Source organism: Saprospiraceae bacterium, from assembly GCA_016719615.1.
Lineage (GTDB): Bacteria > Bacteroidota > Bacteroidia > Chitinophagales > Saprospiraceae > Vicinibacter.
Map to the genome: position 1 here is coordinate 1,292,240 of JADJYQ010000001.1, position 26,689 is coordinate 1,318,928.

General features: G+C 46.7%; 2 protein-coding genes. Both read right to left on the reverse strand.

The window, feature by feature from the left end:
• Positions 1-292 precede the first annotated feature (292 nt).
• On the reverse strand, positions 293-16,696 hold the full coding sequence (locus IPM92_05385) for a T9SS type A sorting domain-containing protein (GenBank protein MBK9107815.1): 16,404 nt from the start codon (positions 16,694-16,696) through the stop codon (positions 293-295).
• A 154-nt stretch (positions 16,697-16,850) separates the two neighbouring features.
• The gene (locus IPM92_05390; protein MBK9107816.1) at positions 16,851-26,612 is read right to left on the reverse strand and encodes a hypothetical protein; all 9,762 of its coding nucleotides are present in this window, start codon (positions 26,610-26,612) and stop codon (positions 16,851-16,853) included.
• Positions 26,613-26,689: the final 77 nt, after the last annotated feature.

The window sequence follows — 26,689 nt, forward strand, 5'->3', positions numbered from 1 at the left end:
CTTTCAAATTGATTCATTTAAATTGTGTTTTGAACTAGAATAGCTCACTATACCCATCGATAAATATCTATTGATCATTTATAAAGTCTGCTTGCTTCGGCGCACCGCAAACCATCTGTAAGTTCAATAATAGTGGAAAGGCCTGGACTTAGGAAACATGAGAAAGATTATAATCACTTTGAATTTTGCTTTCCTCTAAAGCCTATACCTGATTTTCAGCGATAATTTTAGTAAAATAAAAAATGCTCATTGTCTGGTAAAACAATGAGCATTTTTATAAAAGTTCAAAATATTATTGAAGAATAATCAAGGATTGAACGGTCTTAGCGGAACCGCTATTGACCACCACGCGATATACTCCGGCAGCTTTTTGTTTGAAAGAATTGCTGTGAATTTGTACTTCATCAGTTTCATGTTCAATTTGCATTTTCCAGACTTCTTCGCCAAGTAAATTATAAATCTTAATGGTTCCTTCTTTAATGGTATTGTTAAAGAGAAGTTCAAATATTCCATGATTCGGATTCGGAATAATTCTAAATCCATCAGGTGTTAAATCAACATCTTTGAGCCTTTCCTGCTCATCAGGATTTGCTTCAGTCACTTCGTCTCCCTGACCTCCTCCTTTAAATAATTCTGGACAAGAGATGCAAGGTCCTAAAAATTGATTGGGGCCCTGATTGTTGATAAAGTCAGAATACCGCACACATCGGGTCGTACAGATTCCGTTATTTCCAATTTCTGCTATATAGACTCTATTCGGATTGGTACCACATTTCCAGGACGCTTTTATTTGTTTAAACGCTGGAGGATATTTACAATCAGGTTTTCCATCGCCATTATTATCAACCGAATCATCTCCATTCGGACAGACATCACAAACATTGATGACTCCATCGCAATCGGAATCTACATAATTACTGATGGTTACAACAGCCGTACAACTTGATGAATTTCCATTCACATCCGTAACTGTTACTGTTACGATTGTATTTTTTGGACTTTTACAAGTAATGCTATCTGGATTTGTAACTTTTGTTTTAATACCGCAGTTATCTTTCTTAATTAAAAGAACACTATCAGGGTGAATAAATTTGGAACCACCACCCGATGGTAAAGCGATATTATAACTTTTACAAACGATGACTGGTTTGATGGTATCTATTATGTTCAAATTTGCGGTACAAGTGTCTGATAATCCTGTGGAATCTGTAACCGTCAATATGACTGTTCTCTTTGGTAAATCGTCGCATCCAAATACATATCGACTTAATTTCATCGATTTAATTCCACAGTTATCTGTTGACCCATTATTAATGCTATCAATTTTTAGCGTGTAAAGTCCTAAGGAGTCCAAATAAATATTAAAGTCCTTACATTTTGCTACAGGAGGTTCTGTTTCATAAACGTTGAGAACATATTTACAAGTGGAAGTATTTCCGCAATCATCCGTGGCCGTCCATGTAATGGTATGGAATCCAACAATAAATACTTGTCCCAATAGCGTATGACTATTATTCCAATTGTTAATCACACCGCTTGAATCTGTACATTCATCCATAGATACTGCATCCAGAGTAGTATTCGGTACAATAAACTGACAAGTCATAGTATCAACTTTCCTGGTGATGGTGTCATTGGAAGGACAAGTAATTACAGGTCCGGTCGTATCACTTACAGTAATAATCTGAGGGCTTGCGCCGGTTGAAGAATTTCCACAGAAATCAGTGACAGTCCAGGTTCTGAATACCTGAGTACCTGAACATTCTCCAAACACCAAGGAATCTGAATATGATACTGCAGGTGCTGCATCACATGGATGCACCACATTGGTCGGATAACCCGTAATATCTGGCACGTATGCGAAATCACATGGGATATCTTCATTATCGGCACGAACCTGGAAATTGTCAATATGTAATTCTTTTGTTTGTTGACTGTTGCCACCCGAATAGTAGACCCTTATAAACAAGCTTGCCGGATTATTGGCTCCATTAATGTTTCCAATACATTCGACCCATTGATTTTGAATAAGGGCAGTTGTACTGAAGTTCGTCCAATTAATTCCATTGGTACTGTAATCCATCAAAAGGTCTGTTGCACTGCCATTTCCTTTTCTGAAAGCTTGGACATAAACTTCAAAATTACTGAATGCTGGTAAGTTATGTCCCGTCAAATTGAATTGCCAATGCCCGGCTACCATTGAATTGTTTACACTTAATCCTTTACCTGCAATAGCATTGTTATCAAAGGCATTTGCTCCGGAAACAATTCCATTTACAGTTAAAAATGCATTTGAAGAGGTGTCAACTTTTGAATAAATTCCGGAATATAACTTGGGCGACAAGCTTATATATGAATATCCTGAATTGAAATTATAATTGACCAACACTTTATTTCCGCTTGGTGTAGCTTGAGTGTATACAGATTGATTTGCAGGAATCGTAAAACTAGGCTCGATAGTATCAATAACTGTAATAAGCTGACTGCAAAAATCGATATTGTTACAACTATCCGTTGCTGTCCAAGTCCGATTGATCACGTAATTACCAGGACAGTTACCAGGTACTATCTGATCATCATAACTAAGCACTACATTTTTTCCACAATAGTCAGCTCCTGTTGCAAATCCAGTGTTTGGAGGTAATTCAGATTCAGCACAGCTAATTGTTATAGCTGGAGGACATGTCACAGAAGGTGGAGGTTGAGCAGATACCGTGAATGTTGATGAACAAGATTTTGTGATATCGCAAGAACTGGTAGCTGTGAATGTAACAGTCTTAACACCACCACATTTTGATGGAGCACCTGAATTATTGTTCGTTAAATCTACATTGCATCCTCCGGTTGTACTCGCTTCATCTAGCCAATCCAGGAAGAAATCATCTACCTGAGCTTGAGTCAAACAATAAACAGAAGTACTGGAAGGAGTTGGACATTTTAAATTAACGGATGCAGGTGTGGTAACTGTGAATACAGCTGAACAAGTAACAGCAGGCTCACAGCTTGAAGTCACCGTCCAAGTTACTGTTTTTGAACCACCGCAAGCTAATGGAGCCGCACCACCATTATGACTTAAAGCAGCATTACATCCTCCTGAAAAGCCGGCAGAATTTAACCATGCTGTATAAGTGGAATCGACGGTAGATTGATTCGGGCAGTTGGCCATTGTTTGATTTACCGCACAAGTAATGCTCACATTAGCCGGCGCATTTACTGTAAATGTCGCAGAACAGGTCACATCTGCCTCACAACTGGATGTCACTGTCCATACAACTGTTTTAGAGCCACCACAGGCAGCAGGAGCTGCGCCACCATTATTACTAATCGTGGCATTGCAACCACCAGAAACAGATGTGGCATTTAGCCAAGCCGTGTAAGCTGCATCAATGACAGCCTGTGTCTGACAAGCAACTTGTATATTATTTGAAGGACAGGACAATGCTACCACTTCCGATGCTGTTACCGTGAATACGGCCGAACAAGTAACGGGACCAACGCAAGAAGATGTCACTGTCCAGGTGACAGTTTTCGAACCACCACAAGCAGGAGGCGCAGCACCACCATTATTTGAAACGGAAGCATTACAGCCGCCGGAACTGGTAACTGTGGCGAGCCAAGCTGCATAAGCTGCATCAATATTAGCTTGTGTCTGACAAGAAGCAATCGTGGTATCACTTGGACAGTTGAGAATTACAGCCGGAGCTGAAGTTACAGTAAATGAAGCTGAACAAGTGACAGGTCCTGCACAAGTAGAAGTGACCGTCCAAGTCACGGTAGTAGACCCACCACAAGCATTTGGAGCACCAGTACCATTGTTGGAGATAACCGCATTACATCCACCTGAAGAACTAACACTTGTTAACCAAGTGTTGTAAACAGCATCAATGGCAACTTGTGTCTGACAACTGGCCTGGGTATTATTGGCAGGGCAGTTAAGGACTACCGCCGGAGCAGCAGTCACTGTGAAAGAAGCCGAGCAAGTGACTGGAGCTGCGCAAGAAGAAGTGACTGTCCAGGTAACGGTCACCGAGCCACCGCAAGCTGGAGGTGCAACACCACCAGTGTTGGAGATGGCCGCATTACAACCACCCGAAAAACTAACAGTTGTTAACCAGGTGTTGTAGGCCGCATCCACAGCCGCTTGAGTTTGACAAGCAGCTTGGGTATTGTTGACCGGACAAGTGAGGACCACAGCCGGAGCCGCAGTCACGGTGAAGGAAGCCGAACAGGTGACGGGTGAAGCACAATTGGAAGTAACCGTCCAGATAACCGTTGTAGAACCACCGCAAGCCGGCGGGGCGTTAGTGCTGTTATTGGAGATGTCTGCATTACAACCACCTGAGAAACTAACAGTTGTTAACCAGGTATTGAAAGCGGCATCAATGGCAGTCTGAGACTGACATGCGGCCTGTGTGTTGTTGGCCGGACAGTTGAGTACAACGGCCGGAGCAGCAGTCACGGTAAATGAAGCAGAACAGGTAATGGCAGCTGCACAAGATGAGGTGACGGTCCAAGTTACAGTCGTCGCACCACCACAAGCCGGAGGCGCACTAGTACTATTGTTGGAGATGTTTGCATTACAACCACCTGAGAAGTTAACAGTTGTTAGCCAGGAAGCAAAAGCAGCATCCACAGAAGCCTGAGATTGACAGGCGACATGAGTTTGATTTACCGGGCAGGTCAATGAAATAGCCGGAGCAGCGGTCACGGTAAATACAGCCGAGCAGCTCATAGCAGGTTCACACGAAGAAGTAACTGTCCAGGTCACGGTTTTCGAACCGCCACAAGCAGGAGGCGCCGAGCCACCATTATTGGAAACGGAAGCATTACAGCCACCGGAACTGGTAGCAGTTGCAAGCCAAGCCGTATAAGCAGCATCAATGGCAGCCTGTGTTTGACAAGCAGCCTCAGTTTGATTGGCCGGACAAGTTAAAGAAACCACAGGAGCTGCAGTCACGGAGAACACAGCAGAACAAGTCATAGCTGGTTCACAAGTTGAGGTGACGGTCCATGTTACTGTTTTCGAACCACCACAAGCTGGAGGTGCAGCACCGCCATTATTAGAAACGGAAGCGTTGCAGCCACCGGAACTGGTAGCCGTAGCGAGCCAAGCCGCATAAGCAGCATCAATAGCCGCCTGAGTCTGACAAGCCGCCTGGGTTTGATTAGCCGGGCAGCTAAGCATTACCGGAGGAGCTGCAGTCACCGTAAATACAGCCGAACAAGTAACCGGTCCTTCACAAGAAGAAGTGACGGTCCAGGTGACGGTTTTCGAACCACCACAAGCAAGAGGTGCAGCACCACCATTATTGGAAACGGAAGCATTACAGCCGCCGGAACTAGTAGCTGTTGCAAGCCAAGCAGCGTAAGCTGCATCAATAGCAGCCTGAGTCTGGCAAGCGGATTGTGTATTATTGACCGGACAGTTGAGAACAACAACCGGAGCTGAAGTTACGGTAAATGAAGCAGAACAAGTGACGGGTCCTTCACATGTGGAAGTGACCGTCCAAGTTACAGTAATGGACCCACCACAAGCATTTGGAGCACCAGTACCATTGTTGGAGATAGCCGCATTACATCCACCTGAAGAACTAACACTTGTTAACCAAGTGTTGTAGGCAGCATCAATGGCAACTTGCGTCTGACAACTGGCCTGGGTATTATTGGCAGGGCAGTTGAGGACTACCGCCGGAGCAGCAGTCACTGTGAAAGAAGCCGAGCAAGTGACTGGAGCTGCGCAAGAAGAAGTGACTGTCCAGGTAACGGTAGTAGAACCACCGCAAGCTGGAGGTGCAGCACCACCAGTGTTGGAGATAGCCGCATTACAACCACCCGAAAAACTAACAGTTGTTAACCAGGTATTGTAGGCCGCATCCACAGCCGCCTGAGTTTGGCAAGCAGCTTGGGTATTGTTGACCGGACAAGTGAGGACCAAAGCCGGAGCTGCAGTCACGGTGAAGGAAGCCGAACAGGTGACGGGTGAAGCACAATTGGAAGTAACCGTCCATATAACCGTCGTAGAACCACCGCAAGCCGGCGGGGCGTTAGTGCTGTTATTGGAGATGTCTGCATTACAACCACCTGAGAAACTAACAGTTGTTAACCAGGTATTGAAAGCGGCATCAATGGCAGTCTGAGACTGACATGCGGCTTGTGTGTTGTTGACCGGACAGTTGAGTACAACGGCCGGAGCAGCAGTCACGGTAAATGAAGCAGAACAGGTAATGGCAGCTGCACAAGATGAGGTGACGGTCCAAGTTACAGTCGTCGCACCGCCACAAGCCGGAGGCGCACTAGTACTATTGTTGGAGATGTTTGCATTACAACCACCTGAGAAGTTAACAGTTGTTAGCCAGGAAGCAAAAGCAGCATCCACAGAAGCCTGAGATTGACAGGCGACATGAGTTTGATTTACCGGGCAGGTCAATGAAATAGCCGGAGCAGCGGTCACGGTAAATACAGCCGAGCAGCTCATAGCAGGTTCACACGAAGAAGTAACTGTCCAGGTCACGGTTTTCGAACCGCCACAAGCAGGAGGCGCCGAGCCACCATTATTGGAAACGGAAGCATTACAGCCACCGGAACTGGTAGCAGTTGCAAGCCAAGCCGTATAAGCAGCATCAATGGCAGCCTGTGTTTGACAAGCAGCCTCAGTTTGATTGGCCGGACAAGTTAAAGAAACCACAGGAGCTGCAGTCACGGAGAACACAGCAGAACAAGTCATAGCTGGTTCACAAGTTGAGGTGACGGTCCAGGTGACTGTTTTCGAACCACCACAAGCTGGAGGTGCAGCACCGCCATTATTAGAAACGGAAGCGTTGCAGCCACCGGAACTGGTAGCAGTTGCAAGCCAAGCCGCATAAGCAGCATCAATAGCCGACTGAGTCTGACAAGCCGCCTGGGTTTGATTAGCCGGACAACTAAGCATTACCGGAGGAGCTGCAGTCACCGTAAATACAGCCGAACAAGTAACCGGTCCTTCACAAGAAGAAGTGACAGTCCAGGTTACAGTTTTCGAACCACCACAAGCAAGAGGTGCAGCACCACCATTATTGGAAACGGAAGCATTGCAACCACCGGAACTGGTAGCTGTTGCAAGCCAAGCAGCGTAAGCTGCATCAATAGCAGCCTGAGTCTGGCAAGCGGATTGTGTATTATTGACCGGACAGTTGAGAACAACAACCGGAGCATCTGTAACGGTAAATGAAGCGGAACAAGTGACGGGTCCTTCACATGTGGAAGTGACCGTCCAAGTCACGGTAGTAGACCCACCACAAGCATTTGGAGCACCAGTACCATTGTTGGAGATAGCCGCATTACATCCACCTGAAGAACTAACACTTGTTAACCAAGTGTTGTAGGCAGCATCAATGGCAACTTGCGTCTGACAACTGGCCTGGGTATTATTGGCAGGGCAGTTGAGGACTACCGCCGGAGCAGCAGTCACGGTGAAAGAAGCCGAACAAGTGACCGGAGCTGCGCAAGAAGAAGTGACTGTCCATGTAACGGTCACCGAGCCACCGCAAGCCGGCGGCGCAGCTGCGCTATTGTTGGAGATAGCCGCATTACAACCACCCGAAAAACTAACAGTTGTTAACCAGGTATTGAAAGTCGCATCAACGGCAGCCTGAGTTTGACAAGCAGCTTGGGTATTGTTGACCGGACAAGTGAGGACCACAGTCGGAGCCGCAGTCACGGTGAAAGAAGCCGAACAAGTCACATCAATTTGACAAGACGAGGTTACGGTCCATGTAACGGTCACAGAACCACCACAAGCCGGCGGCGCAGCTGCGCTATTGTTAGATATAGCAGCATTACAACCGCCCGAGAAACTAACGGTTGTTAACCATGTATTGAATGCCGCATCCACAGCCGCCTGAGTTTGACAAGCAGCAACGGTTTGGTTCGAAGGACAAGTAAGGACTACAGCCGGAGATGCAGTGACGGTGAAAGAAGAAGTACAAGTTGCCGGACCTTCGCAAGTTGAAGTAACAGTCCAGGTAACTGTTACCGAACCACCACATGCGGAAGGTGCACCGGGACTATTGTTAGATATAGCAGCACTACAACCTCCCGAGAAACTAACAGCTGTTAGCCATGCAGCGTAAGCAGCGTCAATGGTAGCCTGAGATTGACATGCAGCCTGTGTTTGATTGGCAGGACAATTAAGGACCACTGCCGGAGCATTACTTACAGTGAATACAGCCGAACAAGTGACCGGAGCTTCGCAAGTAGATGTAACCGTCCAAATAACTGTTTTAGTTTCACCACAAGCAGAAGGAGCAGCACCACCATTATTGGAGATGGCGGCAAAACAACCACCCGAGAAGTTTGCAGCATTTAACCATGCCGTATAAGCAGCATCAATGGCAGCCTGTGTTTGACAAGCAGCCTCAGTTTGATTGGCCGGACAAGTTAAAGAAACCACTGGAGCTGCAGTCACGGTAAATACCGCAGAACATGTTGAATTAGGTTCACAAGTTGAGGTGACCGTCCAGGTGACGGTTTTCGAACCACCACAAGCAGGCGGAGCGGCACCACCATCATTAGAAACGGAAGCGTTGCAACCACCGGAACTAGTAGCCGTAGCGAGCCAAGCAGCATAAGCAGCATCGATAGCAGCCTGTGTTTGACAAGCAGCTTCAGTTTGATTGGCCGGGCAACTGAGCATCACCGGAGGAGCTGCCGTTACGGTAAATACAGCCGAACAAGTGACATTAGCTTCGCAAGAAGAAGTTACGGTCCATATTACGGTAGTCGAACCACCACAAGCTGGTGGAGCACCGGTATTATTATTTGAAATTGTTGCATCACAACCACCGGTAAAAGTGGCAGAATTTATCCATGTACTAAATGCATTGTTGATGGCAGTTTGTGTCTGGCATGCAGCTTCTGTTTGATTGCTTGCACAATTCAAGGCTACAAGCGGAGCTGCCGTTACCGTATAACTTGCAGAACAAGTGACCGGACCTTCGCAGGAACTGGTTACCGTAAATGTGACTGTAGTAGAACCACCGCAGCGATTCGGAGCACCGGTATTATTATTTGAAATAGCAGCATTACAACCACCGGCTAGGGTGTACAAAGTAAGCCAGTTCGCAAAGTTATTGTCGATATTGGTTTGTGTCAAACAAGAAGGTCTTGTTCTGTTAGGCGGACAAGTTAAATCCACCGAAGGAGCAGCAGTCACGGTGAAAGAAGCCGAACAAGTGACATCTATTTGGCAAGACGAAGTAACGGTCCAGGTAACGGTCACCGAGCCACCGCAAGCTGGCGGCGCAGCTGCGCTATTGTTAGAGATAGCCGCACTACAACCACCCGAAAAACTAACAGTTGTTAACCAGGTATTGAAAGTCGCATCAACAGCAGCCTGAGTTTGGCAAGCAGCTTGGGTATTGTTGACCGGACAAGTGAGGACCAAAGCCGGAGCTGCAGTCACGGTGAAAGAAGCCGAACAAGTCACATCAATTTGACAAGACGAGGTTACGGTCCATGTAACGGTCACAGAACCACCACAAGCCGGCGGCGCAGCTGCGCTATTGTTAGATATAGCAGCATTACAACCGCCCGAGAAACTAACGGTTGTTAACCATGTATTGTAAGCCGCATCCACAGCCGCCTGAGTTTGACAAGCAGCCACGGTTTGGTTCGAAGGACAAGTAAGGACTACAGCCGGAGCTGCAGTGACGGTGAAAGAAGAAGTACAAGTTGCCGGACCTTCACAAGTTGAAGTAACAGTCCAGGTAACGGTTACCGAACCACCACAAGCGGAAGGTGCACCGGGACTATTGTTAGATATAGCAGCACTACAACCTCCCGAGAAACTAACAGCTGTTAGCCATGCAGCGTAAGCAGCGTCAATGGTAGCCTGAGATTGACATGCAGCCTGTGTTTGATTGGCAGGACAATTAAGGACCACTGCCGGAGCATTACTTACAGTGAATACAGCCGAACAAGTGACCGGACTTTCGCAAGTAGATGTCACCGTCCAAATAACTGTTTTAGTTTCACCACAAGCAGAAGGAGCAGCACCACCATTATTGGAGATGGCGGCAAAACAACCACCCGAGAAGTTTGCAGCATTTAACCATGCCGTATAAGCGGCATCAATGGCAGCCTGTGTTTGACAAGCAGCCTCAGTTTGATTGGCCGGACAAGTTAAAGAAACCACTGGAGCTGCAGTCACGGTAAATACCGCAGAACATGTTGAATTAGGTTCACAAGTTGAAGTGACCGTCCAGGTGACGGTTTTCGAACCACCACAAGCAGGCGGAGCGGCACCACCATCATTAGAAACGGAAGCATTGCAACCACCGGAACTGGTAGCCGTAGCGAGCCAAGCAGCATAAGCAGCATCGATAGCAGCCTGAGTTTGACAAGCAGCTTCAGTTTGATTGGCCGGGCAACTGAGCATCACCGGAGGAGCTGCCGTTACGGTAAATACAGCCGAACAAGTGACATTAGCTTCGCAAGAAGAAGTTACGGTCCATATTACGGTAGTCGAACCGCCACAAGCTGGTGGAGCACCGGTATTATTATTTGAAATTGTTGCATCACAACCACCGGTAAAAGTGGCAGAATTTATCCATGTACTAAATGCATTGTTGATGGCAGTTTGTGTCTGGCATGCAGCTTCTGTTTGATTGCTTGCACAATTCAAGGCTACAAGCGGAGCTGCCGTTACCGTATAACTTGCAGAACAAGTGACCGGACCTTCGCAGGAACTGGTTACCGTAAATGTTACTGTGGTAGATCCACCGCAGCGATTCGGAGCCCCGGTATTATTATTTGAAATAGCAGCATTACAACCACCGGCGAGGGTGTACAAAGTAAGCCAGTTCGCAAAGTTATTGTCGATATTGGTTTGTGTCAAACAAGATGGTCTTGTTCTGTTAGGCGGACAAGTTAAAGCCACCGAAGGAGCAGCAGTCACGGTGAAAGAAGCCGAACAAGTGACATCTATTTGGCAAGTTGAAGTAACGGTCCATGTAACGGTCACCGAGCCACCGCAAGCCGGCGGCGCACCCGCGCTATTGTTGGAGATGGCCGCATTACAACCACCTGAGAAACTAACAGTTGTTAACCAGCTATTATAAGCAGCATCAACAGCGGCCTGAGTTTGACAAGCAGCAACGGTTTGATTCGAAGGACAGGTAAGGACAACTGCCGGAGCTGCAGTGACTGTGAAAGTTGCAGCACAAGTGACCGGGCCTTCACAAGTGGAAGTTACCGTCCATGTAACGGTTACAGAACCACCGCAAGCTGGCGGCGCACCCGCGCTATTATTAGATATAGCAGCACTACAACCACCTGAGAAACTAACAGTTGTTAACCAGCTATTGTAAGCAGCATCTACAGCTGCCTGAGTTTGACAAGCTGCAACGGTTTGGTTTGAAGGACAAGTAAGAACTACTGCCGGAGCATTGGTTACCGTAAATGTTGCTGCACAAGTGACCGGACCTTCGCAAGTGGAAGTTACCGTCCATGTGACGGTTACGGAACCACCACAAGCTGGCGGCGCACCTGCGCTATTGTTGGATATAGAAGCACTACAACCACCTGAGAAACTAACAATTGTTAACCAGCTATTATAAGCAGCATCAACAGCAGCCTGAGTTTGACAAGCCGCTACTGTTTGGTTGGTCGGACAAGTAAGGACAACTGCCGGAGCATTACTTACAGTGAATACAGCTGAACAAGTGACAGGAGCACCACAGGTATGTGTAACGGTCCATGTGACGGTCTTAGAAACACCACATGCCGGCGGAGCAGAACCACCATTGTTGGAGATCATTGCGCTACAACCACCAGTAAAGTTTGCGGTAGTGAGCCAGGTAGCATAAGCTGCATCAATGGCAGCTTGTGTTTGACAGGCGGCCTCAGTCTGATTATTTGCACAATTCAAAGTAATAACCGGTGCATCTAGGACTGTAAATACAGCCGAACAAGTAACGTTTGCTTCACAAGTGGAAGTCACCGTCCAGATCACCGTTTTAGAACCCCCGCAAGCCGGCGGAGCAGAACCACCATTATTGGAGATTGTCGCATTACAGCCACCTGTAAAAGTAGCTGTAGCTAACCAAGTTGCATAAGCAGCATCAATGGCCGCTTGTGTTTGACAAGCCGCTTCTGTCTGATTTGTTGCACAATTTAAAACAACAAGTGGAGCTGCATTCACTGTAAATACAGCCGAACAAGTGACATTGGCTTCACAAGAAGATGTCACCGTCCAAGTCACGGTTGTAGAGCCACCACAAGCTGAAGGAGCCGCGCCACCACTATTAGAAATGGCTGCATTACAACCACCCGAGAAGGTCGTTGTATTCAACCAAATATTGAAAGCATTATTGATAGCCGTTTGGGTTTGACAAGGGGCTTCGGTTTGATTCGCTGCACAATTTAAAACGACAAGCGGAGCTGCAGTTACAGTAAATACAGCAGAGCAAGTGACAGGGCTTTCACAAGTTGAAGTAACGGTCCAGGTTACTGTTGTAGAGCCACCGCAAGCTGAAGGAGCCGCACCACCATTATTTGAGATCATAGCATTACATCCACCGCTGAAGGTGGCTGAATTCAACCAAGTATTGAAAGCATTATTGATAGCTGTTTGAGTTTGGCAAGCAGCTTCTGTTTGATTCGTTGCGCAGTTGAGTGCAACTACTGGAGCATTCGTAACTGTAAATGTGGCTGCACAAGTCACCGGCCCTTCGCAAGTTGAAGTCACGGTCCATGTAACGGTCACAGAACCACCACAAGCTGGTGGCGCACCCGCGCTATTGTTGGAGATGGCCGCATTACAACCACCTGAGAAACTAACAGTTGTTAACCAGCTATTATAAGCAGCATCAACAGCGGCCTGAGTTTGACAAGCAGCAACGGTTTGATTCGAAGGACAGGTAAGGACCACAGCCGGAGCTGCAGTGACTGTGAAAGTTGCAGCGCAAGTGACTGGCCCTTCACAAGTTGAAGTAACGGTCCATGTGACGGTAACAGTACCACCACAAGCTGGCGGCGCACCCGCGCTATTGTTGGAGATGGCCGCATTACAACCACCTGAGAAACTAACAGTTGTTAACCAGCTATTGTAAGCAGCATCCACAGCTGCCTGAGTTTGACAAGCTGCAACGGTTTGGTTCGAAGGACAAGTAAGTACCACAGCCGGAGCTGCAGTGACTGTAAATGTAGCTGCACAAGTGACCGGACCTTCGCAAGTGGAAGTTACGGTCCAGGTGACGGTTACTGAACCCCCACAAGCGGGCGGCGCAACTGTACTATTGTTAGAGATAGCAGCACTACAACCGCCTGAGAAACTAACAGTTGTTAACCATGTATTGAAAGCGGCATCCACAGCAGCCTGAGTTTGACAAGCTGCTACTGTTTGATTCGAAGGACAGGTAAGAACAACAGCCGGAGCTGCAGTGACTGTGAAAGTTGCAGCACAAGTGACCGGACCTTCGCAAGTGGAAGTAACGGTCCATGTGACGGTTACGGAACCACCGCAAGCAGGCGGCGCACCCGCGCTATTATTAGATATAGAAGCACTACAACCGCCTGAGAAACTAACAGTTGTTAACCAGGTATTATAAGCAGCATCAATAGCTGCTTGTGTTTGACAAGCGACTTCAGTTTGATTGGTCGGACAAGTAAGAGTTACCACCGGAGCATCTGTTACCGTAAATACAGCGGAACAAGTGACATTTGCTTCACAAGTGGAAGTCACGGTCCAGGTCACCGTTTTAGAACCCCCGCAAGCCGGCGGAGCAGAACCACCATTATTGGAGATTGTCGCATTACAGCCACCTGTAAAAGTAGCTGTAGCTAACCAAGTTGCATAAGCAGCATCAATAGCCGCCTGTGTTTGACAAGCCGCTTCTGTCTGATTTGTTGCACAATTTAAAACAACAAGTGGAGCTGCAGTAACCGTAAATACAGCCGAACAGGTGACATTAGCTTCACAAGAAGATGTCACCGTCCAGGTCACGGTTGTAGCGCCACCACAAGCAGAAGGAGCTGCGCCACCACTATTAGAAATGGCTGCATTACAACCACCCGAGAAGGTCGTTGTATTCAACCAGGTATTGAAAGCAGCGTCAATAGCTGCCTGTGTTTGACAAGGAGCTTCCGTTTGATTAGAAGCACAATTTAAAACGACAAGTGGAGCAGCAGTTACGGTAAATACAGCTGAACAAGTGACAGGACCTTCACAAGTTGAAGTCACTGTCCAGGTCACTGTTGCAGAACCCCCGCAAGCGGAAGGTGCTGCACCACCATTATTAGAAATAGCTGCATTGCAACCCCCTGAGAAGGTCGCAGAGTTCAACCAGTTTGTGAAAGCAGCATCAATGGCTGCTTGTGTTTGACAAGGAGCTTCTGTTTGATTTGTTGCGCAATTGAGGTTGACAGCCGGAGCCGCAGTCACCGTAAAACTAGCCATACAAGTGACCGGCCCTTCGCAAGTTGAAGTTACGGTCCATGTGACGGTCACAGAACCACCACAAGCTGGTGGCGCACCTGCGCTATTGTTGGAGATGGCCGCATTACAACCACCTGAGAAACTAACAGTTGTTAACCAAGTATTGTAAGCAGCATCCACAGCTGCCTGAGTTTGACAAGCTGCTACTGTTTGATTCGAAGGACAAGTAAGGACAACAGCCGGAGCTGCAGTGACTGTGAAAGTTGCTGCGCAAGTGACTGGACCTTCACAAGTTGAAGTTACAGTCCAAGTAACGGTAACAGAACCACCACAAGCTGGCGGCGCACCCGCGCTATTATTAGATAGAGAAGCACTACAACCACCTGAGAAACTAACAGTTGTTAACCAAGTATTGTAAGCAGCATCTACAGCAGCCTGAGTTTGACAAGCTGCTACTGTTTGATTCGAAGGACAGGTAAGTACCACAGCCGGAGCTGCAGTTACTGTGAAAGTTGCAGCGCAAGTGACCGGACCTTCACAAGTGGAAGTTACGGTCCATGTGACGGTTACAGAACCACCGCAAGCCGGAGGTGCACCTGCGCTATTGTTGGATATAGAAGCACTACAACCACCTGAGAAACTAACAGTTGTTAACCAACTATTGTAAGCCGCATCCACAGCAGCCTGAGATTGACAAGCAGCAACGGTTTGGTTCGAAGGACAGGTAAGGACTACAGCTGGAGCATTTGTTACCGTAAATGTGGCAGCACAAGTGACCGGACCTTCGCAAGTGGAAGTAACCGTCCATGTGACGGTCACAGAACCACCGCAAGCTGGCGGCGCACCCGCGCTATTATTAGATATAGAAGCACTACAACCGCCTGAGAAACTAACAGTTGTTAACCATGTATTGAAAGCAGCATCAATAGCTGCTTGTGTTTGACAAGCTGCTTCAGTTTGATTGGTCGGACAAGTAAGAGTTACCACCGGAGCATCTGTTACCGTAAATACTGCGGAACAAGTGACATTTGCTTCACAAGTGGAAGTCACGGTCCAGATGACAGTTTTAGAACCGCCACAAGCCGGAGGAGCAGCACCGCCATTGTTTGAGATGGATGCATTGCAACCACCCGAAAAAGTTGCGGTAGCCAACCAGGCTGTATAGGCAGCATCAATAGCCGCCTGTGTTTGACAAGCTGCTTCAGTTTGATTCGTTGCACAATTTAAAACTACAAGTGGAGCTGCGTTGACAGTAAAAACAGCCGAACAAGTAACATCTGCCTGACATGAAGAAGTTACAGTCCAAATAACAGTTTTTGCACCACCGCATGCGGGAGGAGCTGAGCCGCCATTATTGGAAATCATGGCATTACAACCACCTGTAAAAGTTGCAGAGGCTAACCAAGTAGCGTAAGCAGCATCAATGACCGCTTGTGTTTGGCAGGCAGCTTCGGTTTGATTCGCGGCGCAATTGAGATTTACAAGGGGAGCTGCTGATACCGTAAATACAGCCGAACAAGTTACAGGAGTCGTGCAACTGGACGTTACCGTCCATATAACTGTAGTAGAACCGCCGCAGGCTGAAGGAGCAGCACCACCATTGTTTGAAATAGCGGCATTGCAACCCCCTGAGAAGGTCGCAGAGTTCAACCAGTTTGTGAAAGCATTATCAATTGCCGTTTGTGTTTGGCAAGCTGCTTCCGTTTGGTTGGAAGGGCAGGTTAATACTACTGCTGGAGCATCTGTAACAGTGAAAATTGCGGAGCAGCTAACAGGTGTTTCACAAGTAGAGGTGACCGTCCAAATGACAGTTGTGGATCCACCACAAGCAGGTGGCGCCATTCCGGCGTTATTTGAAATAGCTCCATTACAACCACCACTAAAAGTTCCTGAGGCAAGCCATGCAGCAAATGCAGCATCTATTGCCCCTTGCGTTTGGCAAGGAGGCTCCGTTTGATTGGCAGGACAAGAGATAACCACTGCCGGAGCATTGGTGACGGTAAATGTTGCTGCGCAAGTGACCGGACTTTCACAAGTAGAAGTAACGGTCCAGGTAACTGTAACGGAACCACCGCAAGCCGGTGGGGCACCCATACTATTATTGGAGATGGCTGCATTACAACCACCCGAGAAACTAACGGTTGTTAACCAGGTCGCATAAGCAGCATCCACAGCTGCCTGAGTCTGACAAGCAGCTACTGTTTGATTCGAAGGACAGGTAAGTACCACAACCGGAGCATGCAGTGACGGTGAAAGTTGCCGCGCAAGTGACCGGACCTTCACAAGTGGAAGTTACGGTCCATGTGACGGTTACAGAACCACCACAAGCCGGCGGTGCTCCCGGACTGTTATTGGAGATAGAGGAATTACAACCACCTGAGAAACTAACGGTTGTTAGCCAAGTATTGTATGCATTGTTGATAGCAGTTTGGGTCTGTCAAGGCCCTTCTGTTTGGTTGGCCGGACAGGTCAATGTAACCAATGGAGCATCGGCCACTGTGAATACGGCAGAGCAAGTGACATCACCTTCACAGCTTGATGTTACGGTCCAGGTCACCGTTTTACTGCCGCCGCAAGCCGGTGGAGCGGAACCACCATTATTGGAAATGGTAGCATTACAACTACCAGTAAATGTTGCTGTAGCTAACCATGTTGCATAAGCAGCGTCGATGGCAGCTTGTGTTCGACAAGCGCCTTCGTTTTGATTGGTAGCACAAGTCAGATTTACTAGAGGAGCATTAGTTACGGTGAATACAGCAGAACAAGTAACATCTGTCTGGCAAGTAGAAGTTACGGTCCAGGTCACTGTTTTTGAACCGCCGCAAGCCGGAGGAGCGGAACCACCATTATTGGAAATGGTAGCATTACAACCACCAGTAAATGTTGCTGTAGCTAACCAAGTTGCATATGTAGCATCGATAGCAGCTTGTGTTTGGCAAGCAGCTTCTGTTTGATTATTAGCGCAATTTAATATAACTGTAGGTGCTGTGGTAACTGTGAATACGGCAGAACATGTGACATTGGCTTCGCAGCTTGATGTTACTGTCCAAATTACAGTTTTAGCACCACCACAGGCTGGAGGAGCTGAACCACCGTTATTGGAAATCATGGCATTACAACCACCTGTAAAAGTTGCTGTAGCTAACCATGTCGCATAAGCAGCATCAATGGCAGCTTGTGTTTGACAAGCAGCTTCAGTTTGATTTGTTGCACAAGTAAGATTGACAAGTGGAGCTGCGGTAACAGTGAATACTGCTGAACAAGTTACCGGGATTTCACATGAAGAAGTGACAGTCCAGATTACGGTAGTCGAACCTCCACAAGCAGGAGGAGCGGCTCCGCCACTATTGGAAATCGCTGCATTACAACCACCTGAAAAAGTCGTGGTGGCAAGCCATGCAGTAAATGCATTATTGATAGCTGTTTGTGTTTGACAAGCAGCTTCTGTTTGATTGGAAGCACAATTAAGTACAACGGCAGGTGCATTGGTTACCGTAAATACGGCAGAACAACTCACATCTGGTTCACATGAAGATGTGACCGTCCACGTAACAGTAGTTGAACCACCACAAGCAGGCGGAGCAGATCCTCCGCTGTTGGAGATCATGGCATTACAACCGCCTGAGAAACTAACAGTTGTTAACCATGTATTGAATGCATTATTGATGGCTGTTTGGGTTTGACAAGGAGCCTCCGTTTGGTTGCTTGGGCAAGTTAAAATGACTACAGGAGCATCTGTAACTGTAAATACAGCTGAACAGGTCACTGGAGTTTCACATGATGAGGTAACAGTCCACGTCACAGTAGTGGAGCCCCCGCATGCTGGAGGCGCACCTGTATTGTCGTTTGAAATATTTGTATTACAACCGCCAGAGAAACTAACAGTTGATAACCAAGCATTAAATGCATTGTTTACAGCCGTTTGAGTCAGACAAGCTGCCACGGTTTGATTGGAAGGACAAGTGAGTACAACGACCGGAGCATTGGTGACGGTAAATACAGACGAACAAGTAACATCTGCTTCGCAGGAAGAAGTAACGGTCCAAGTTACGGTAACGGAACCACCGCAAGCCGGCGGCGCTCCAGGACTGTTGTTGGAGATGGCTGCATTGCAACCACCAGAAAAACTAACGGTTGTTAGCCAAGTATTGTATGCATTGTTGATGGCTGTTTGGGTCTGACAAGGTCCTTCTGTTTGGTTGGCCGGACAAGTCAATGTAACCAAAGGAGCATCTGCCACTGTGAATACAGCGGAGCAAGTGACATCAGCTTCACAGCTTGATGTAACGGTCCAGGTCACTGTTTTACTACCGCCGCAAGCCGGCGGAGCGGAACCACCATTATTGGAAATTATAGCATTACAACCACCCGTAAATGTTGCTGAGGCTAACCATGTTGCATAAGCAGCATCGATGGCAGCTTGTGTTTGACAAGCGACTTCGTTTTGATTGGTAGCACAAGTAAGATTTACCAGTGGAGCATTGGATACGGTGAATACAGCAGAACAAGTAACATCTGTCTGGCAAGTAGAAGTTACGGTCCAGGTCACTGTTTTTGAACCGCCGCAAGCCGGAGGAGCGGAACCACCATTATTGGAAATGGTAGCATTACAACCACCAGTAAATGTTGCTGTAGCTAACCAAGTTGCATATGCAGCATCGATGGCAGCTTGAGTTTGGCAAGCAGCTTCGGTTTGATTATTGGCGCAATTTAAAACTACAGTAGGTGCAGTAGTAACTGTGAATACAGCAGAACAAGTAACATTGGCTTCGCAGCTTGATGTTACTGTCCAAATTACAGTTTTAGCACCACCACAGGCTGGAGGAGCTGAACCACCGTTATTGGAAATCATGGCATTACAACCACCTGTAAAAGTTGCAGTAGCTAACCATGTGGCATAAGCAGCATCGATAGCAACTTGTGTTTGACAAGCAGCTTCAGTTTGATTTGTCGCACAAGTAAGATTGACAAGTGGGGCCGCAGTAACAGTGAATACAGCAGAGCAAGTAACATTGGCTTCACAAGTAGAAGTTACTGTCCAAATTACAGTTTTACTTCCTCCACAAGCAGGAGGAGCAGCTCCGCCATTATTTGAAATGGCTGCATTGCATCCGCCTGTAAATGTTGCTGTAGAAAGCCATGCAGTGTAAGCATTATTTATAGCTGTTTGTGTTTGGCAAGCAGCTTCCGTTTGATTTGTAGCACAGCTCAAGTTGACTATTGGAGCGTTGGTTACTGTAAATACAGCCGAACAACTCACATCTGGCTCACATGAGGATGTGACCGTCCAGGTAACAGTAGTTGAACCACCACAAGCAGGCGGAGCAGATCCTCCGCTGTTGGAGATCATCGCATTGCAACCACCAGTAAATGTTGTGGTATTTAACCATGCAATAAAAGCTGCATTTATGGCTGCTTGTGTTTGGCAAGCGGCTTCAGTTTGATTGCTTGCACAATTGAGAACGACAACCGGGGCATCTGTTACAGTAAATACAGCAGAACAGGTCACCGAAGTTTCGCAGGTTGAAGTTACGGTCCAGGTTACAGTTGTTGATCCGCCGCAAGCCGGAGGTGCACCCATACTATTGTTGGAGATGGCTGCATTGCAACCACCAGAGAAACTAACGGTTGTTAACCAAGTCGCATAAGCAGCATCCACAGCCGTTTGAGTCAGACAAGCTGCCACGGTTTGGTTGGAAGGACAAGTGAGTACAACGACCGGTGCATCTGTAACCGTAAATACAGCAGAACAAGTCACATTTGCTTCACACGAAGATGTGACCGTCCAGGTTACTGTAGTAGAACCCCCGCAAGCCGGAGGTGCTCCCATACTATTGTTGGTTAGGGTTGCATTACAGCCTCCAGAAAAACTAACAGTTGTTAGCCAAGTTGCAAATGCTGCATCTATTGCAGCCTGTGTTTGGCAAGCATTTTGAGTGTTGTTTGTTGGACAATTAAGTACAACGACCGGTGCATCGGTAACTGTGAATACAGCGGAACAGGTCACATTGGCTTCACAACTTGAAGTAACTGTCCAGCTTACTGTTTTTGAACCTCCACAGGCCGGAGGAGCGGACCCGCCATTATTAGATATAACAGCGTTGCAACCACCGGTGAAAGTGGCTGTAGTTAACCAGGTCGTATAGGCGGCATCAATCGCAGCTTGTGTTTGACAAGCAGCCTGTGTATTGTTTGTTGCACAAGTTAGGTTGACAATTGGAGCATTCGTGACGGTGAATACGGCAGAGCAGGTTTCGTTTGCCTGGCAGCTCGAAGTCACGGTCCAGGTGACTGTTGTTGAACCACCGCAGGCCGGAGGTGCTCCGGTATTATTATTTGACATACTTGCATTACACCCACCGGAAGTATTGGCTGTTGCAAGCCAATTGGTGAAGGCAGTATTGATGGCTGCTTGTGTTTGGCAAGCAGCTTCCGTTTGATTGGAAGGGCAATTTAAAACAACTGTCGGCGCTGTGGTTACTGTAAAGACCGCTGAACAGGTAACATTTGCCTGGCAGGAACTTGTAACTGTCCAAATTACGGTTGTTGAACCACCACATGCTGGAGGAGCTCCGGTATTATTATTGCTAAGTGTAGCATTACAACCACCAGTAAAGGTAGCTGTGGCTAGCCAGTTTGTAAAAGCAGTATTAACTGCGGCTTGAGTTTGGCAGGCGGCAACTGTTAAATTAGTTGCACATGTTAGGACAACTGGTGGAGCTGCCGTTACTGTATAAGTAGCGGAACAAGTAACAGGTGTTTGACAACTGGAAGTAACCGTCCAGGTTACAGTGGTCACACCGCCACATCTATCAGGTGGACCTCCGTTGTTATTGCTAATAGTGGCATTACAACCCCCGCTGAAAGTTGTGAGCAGGAGCCAGGCCGCAAAATTATTGTTGATATTGGTCTGCGTCAGACATGATGGCCTTACCCGATTGGGGGCACATGAAATATTAACCGTTGGTGCAGCAGTCACTGTAAATACTGCAGAGCAAGTAACATTGGCCTGACAAGAAGAAGTTACGGTCCAGGTGACTGTTTTTGAACCTCCACATGCAGGTGGCGCGGATCCGCCATTATTGGATATAGCTGCGTTGCACCCGCCGGTAAATGTAGCTGTATTTAGCCAAGATGCATAAGCTGCATCAATAGCAGCTTGAGTCTGACAAGCCGCTTGTGTATTGTTAGAAGCACATGTGAGTACCACATTTGGTGCATTGGTCACCGTAAATGAGGCCGTACAAGTGACATTCGCCTGACAACTGGAAGTGACGGTCCAGGTCACCGTAATAGAACCTCCGCATGCGGCAGGCGCCGCTCCGGCATTATTTGAAATGGCTGCATTACAACCTCCAGAAAAACTAACAGTTGTTAGCCAAGTAGCATATGCTGCATCTATTGCAGCTTGAGTTTGGCAAGCAGCTTGTGTATTATTTGTCGGACATGTGAGTACCACATTTGGTGCATTTGTAACCGTGAAAACTGCCGTACAAGTGACATTCGCCTGGCAACTGGATGTTACCGTCCAAGTCACCGTTTTTGATCCACCGCAAGCCGGAGGAGCAGAACCACCATTATTTGAAATGGCTGCATTACAGCCTCCTGTAAAAGTGGCTGTAGCCAACCATGCTGTATAGGCAGCATCTATAGCAGCTTGCGTTTGACATGCCGCTTGAGTGTTGTTAGTGGCGCAGGTAAGGTTAATGGTTGGTGCAGTCGTGACTGTAAATACAGCAGAACAAGTAACAGGAGTTTGACAGGAAGAAGTGACCGTCCAAGTCACTGTTTTTGAACCACCGCAAGCCGGAGGAGCAGATCCTCCATTATTGGATATAACAGCGTTACAACCGCCTGTAAATGTTGATGTAGCCAACCAAGCAGTATATGCTGCATCGATAGTTGCCTGTGTTTGACACGCTGCCTGGGTATTATTTGTTGCACAGCTAAGATTTACTGTCGGTGCCGCTGTTACCGTAAATACAGCTGAACAAGTCACCGGAGTTTGGCATGAAGAAGTAACAGTCCATGTAACGGTTTTTGAACCACCGCAGGCAAGAGGAGCGGATCCGCCATTGTTGGAGATCATCGCATTACAACCACCCGTAAATGTTGAAGTAGCTAACCAGGCTGTATAAGCTGCATCGATAGCAGCCTGTGTTTGGCAGGCTGCCTGAGTATTGTTTGTTGCACAAGTTAGATTAACGGTTGGCGCGGTTGTTACTGTAAATACTGCAGAACATGTAACAGGAGATTCGCATGAAGAAGTAACAGTCCATGTAACAGTTTTTGAACCACCACAAGCTAGAGGAGCGGATCCGCCATTGTTGGAGATCATCGCATTACAACCACCCGTAAATGTTGAAGTAGCTAACCATGCCGCATAAGCTGCATCTATTGCTGCTTGTGTTTGACATGCTGCTTGAGTGTTATTTGTAGCACAAATAAGATTGACTACAGGTGCAGTCGTTACTGTAAACACGGCAGAACAAGTCACATCTGTTTGGCATGAAGAAGTAACAGTCCATGTTACTGTTTTTGAACCACCGCAAGCAAGAGGAGCAGATCCACCATTATTGGAGATCATGGCATTGCAACCACCTGTAAATGTTGAAGAAGCTAACCAAGTTGTATATGCTGCATCTATAGCTGCCTGTGTTTGGCAAGCTGCTTGTGTATTGTTGCTAGCGCATGTGAGATTAACAACAGGTGCATTTGTAACCGTAAATACAGCAGAACAGGTTACCGGAGATTCGCAAGATGAAGTTACAGTCCAGGTCACGGTTTTTGCACCACCACAGGCAGGAGGAGCAGAACCGCCATTGTTGGAGATCATGGCATTACATCCACCTGTAAATGTAGCAGTAGCTAACCAAGTTGCATATGCAGCATCTACTGCAGCTTGAGTTTGACAGGCTGCCTGTGTATTATTACTAGCACAAGTAAGATTTACCAAAGGTGCATTAGTTACCGTAAACACTGCCGAACAAGTGACATTTGCTTCACATGAAGAAGTGACTGTCCAGATTACGGTGCTTGAGCCTCCGCATGCGAGTGGGGCGGAACCACCATTATTAGAAATTACGGCATTACATCCACCCGTAAATGTAGCAGAAGCTAACCAAGTTGCATACGCTGCATCGATAGCTGCCTGAGTTTGACAAGCAGCCTGGGTGTTATTGGTTGCGCAAGTGAGATTAACGACAGGTGCATTGGTAACCGTAAAAACAGACGAACAACTCACATTAGGTTCGCATGAAGAGGTAACAGTCCAAGTTACCGTAGTGGAACCTCCGCAAGCCGGTGGAGCTGTTCCACCTGAGTTTGTAATGGCTGCATTACATCCACCTGTAAATGTTGAAGTAGCTAACCACGATGCAAAAGCTGCGTCTATGGCTGCTTGTGTTTGACATGCAGCTTGTGTGTTGTTGGAAGCACAATTTAAAACGACATCCGGAGCATCCGTTACAGTAAAGACTGCAGAGCAGGTGATATTTGGTTCACAACTTGAGGTAACCGTCCACGTTACGGTTTTTGAACCACCACATGCCAATGGAGCTGATCCACCGTTGTTTGAGATCATGGCATTGCAGCTTCCTGTGAAAGTCGCAGATGCCAACCAGCTTGCATAAGCTGCGTCGATGGCTGCTTGTGTTTGACATGCAGCCTGTGTATTATTTGTGGCACAGCTAAGATTTACAGCAGATGCAGTAGGCACTGTAAATACTGCTGAACAAGTGACATTTGCCTGGCAAGTGGAAGTGACGGTCCATGTAACCGTTTTTGAACCACCGCAAGCTGGAGGAGCGGATCCACCATTGTTGGAGATCATCGCATTACAACCTCCGGTAAAACTAGCTGTTGCCAGCCAAGATGCATAAGCTGCATCAATGCTTGCTTGGGTTTGACAGGCAGTTTGGGTATTATTGGAAGCGCAAGTTAAAACTACAGTTGAAGAAGCAGTTACCGTAAAAACTCTGGTACAAGTAACAGGGCTTGAACAATCACTGGTAACCGTCCAGGTAACTGTTTTAGTTCCTCCGCATGCGGAAGGAGCAGAACCCCCATTATTTGAAATTTCGGCATCGCAGCCGCCATCAAAATCTCCTTGGCCCAACCATGCTAAATAAACAGCATCAATGGCGGCCTGAGTTTGACAAGGACCTGCAGTTGTATCATTCGGACAAGAAATCGTTGGACCAGGCAAGGGATCTACATTGATGATTTGAACACAAGAGACCATATTATCGCAAGAATCTGTGGCAGTCCAGGTTCTTTGAATGGTGTAGTCACCAGGACATGTACCGGCTACAATATTATCTGAGTACATAATATCTGCAACTTCTTCAGAACATAAATCAGTTGCTTCAGCAAAACCAGTTGAATCGGGACTGGTGTTGGCTTCACAATCAATGGTAACAATATCATCAGGGCAAGTGATACTTGGTTTTGAAGTATCTAATATTGTAATAAGTTGGGTTTCGGTTCTGGTATTATCGCAATTATCATACGCGATCCAGTTTCTTTCGATGACGTAATTGTCGGGACAATCTCCGGGTACAATTTCATCGACATAAGTGAGGCTTGGGATTGTATCACAATTGTCTTCCAAATCAGTTGGATAGCCTGTTATATCGGGAGATGGATTCACGCTACAGGAATCATATTCTATGATCGCGCGCAATTGGAAATTATCTAATAACAATACAGATGGCTCTGGACCAGTTGTGTCGGAATAAGTGACCCGTATGTACAGGTTTGAAATGCTGGTGGTAATCGGGAGTTTCGCAGTATCCTGAACCCAAACGTCGAGTGTAGTTTGGTATTGGTGAAATTTATTCCAAATCACGCTATCAATACTGTAGTAATAATAGATGGTATCTGAACTATTGGGGTCTTTCTTATAAGTCTGTGTGTATATTTCAAATTCTGAACAAATTGGAAGCGTATTTCCTTTGATATTGAATTGCCAATAACCCGGATTATTGGAAGTATCTACGCGCAAGGCCCATCTTGCAATAGGGTTATTTGTAAAGGCCAAATTTCCCGTGACTGTCCCACTATCTAATTTGAAATCATTTGAAGTCGTATCAATTTTAGAAGTAATGCCAAAGTGTAATTTAGGTGATAAGTTTGAATAAGAAGTTCCGTTATTAAAATCGTAATTGACAAGTGTGAATGTATCGACAGTTGCGGTACCCTGATAAATGGTGACATTAGCGGGTACAATAAATTCTGGTCTTGTGCTATCGCTGATCGTTATTGTTTGAACCTGTGAAGGAGCTGTGTTTCCACAACTATCCATCAAAGTCCAGGTTCTGTATATGACATGCGAGCCTTCGCAAGGAGAGTTAATGATGGAATCACAATACGTAGCTTGTATATCCGGATTACACGTATCAAATTCATCCGTTACATCTCCTGCCATATTTGGAGATGCGTCAAAAGTACAACACACATTGGCGCGCACCTGGAAATTATCCAATAAAAGGGATTTTGGATTGGCTCCTGCATTTCCACCTGAATATGTTACGCGCAGAAATAATGAATCAGGATTTGCAACCCCTGATATTGTAGCTGTATCCTGTATCCAGCTGGCTAAAGTAAGTGCTCTTGTTCTAAAAGTAGTCCAGATGGTGCCATTGAGACTATACTGTAGTTTTAAACTGTCGGCGCTGTTAGTCCCATTTTTTCTGGCTTGAACATAAACGGCAATATCCGTTGCTTTCGGAAGATTTTCGCCGGTTAAATTAAATTGCCAATGACCGGAGGTGTGCGATGAATCGACGAGTAAAGCACTTCCGCCAATCGCATTTTGTGTAAAAGCAAAACTGCCACTTGCAACACCTATATCTGTTTTAAAACTATTTGAACTTGCATCAACTTCTGAAGCAACACCGGCAAATAATTCCGGGCATAAATCATCATAACTGCTACCGGCATTAAAATTGTAATTGACCAAAGTTGCAGTGTCTGGATTTACAGAACCTTTATAGAGTGTGATGTTTGCAGGTTTGGTAAATGTTGGCACTATCGTGTCGAATTCAACTGTAAATGAGGCAGAACAAGTTACCGGAGGCTCACAAGTGCTGGTTACCGTAAATGTTACTGTTTTTCCACCACCACATGGAGGAAAATCGCCACTATTATTATTCGTCATGGTGGCGTTGCAACCACCTGAAAAATTGGCTGAAGCCAACCATGTTGCAAACTTGGCCTCTATTACAGCTTTAGATTGACATGCAGGTTCAGATACATTTACAGGGCAGTTTAAAA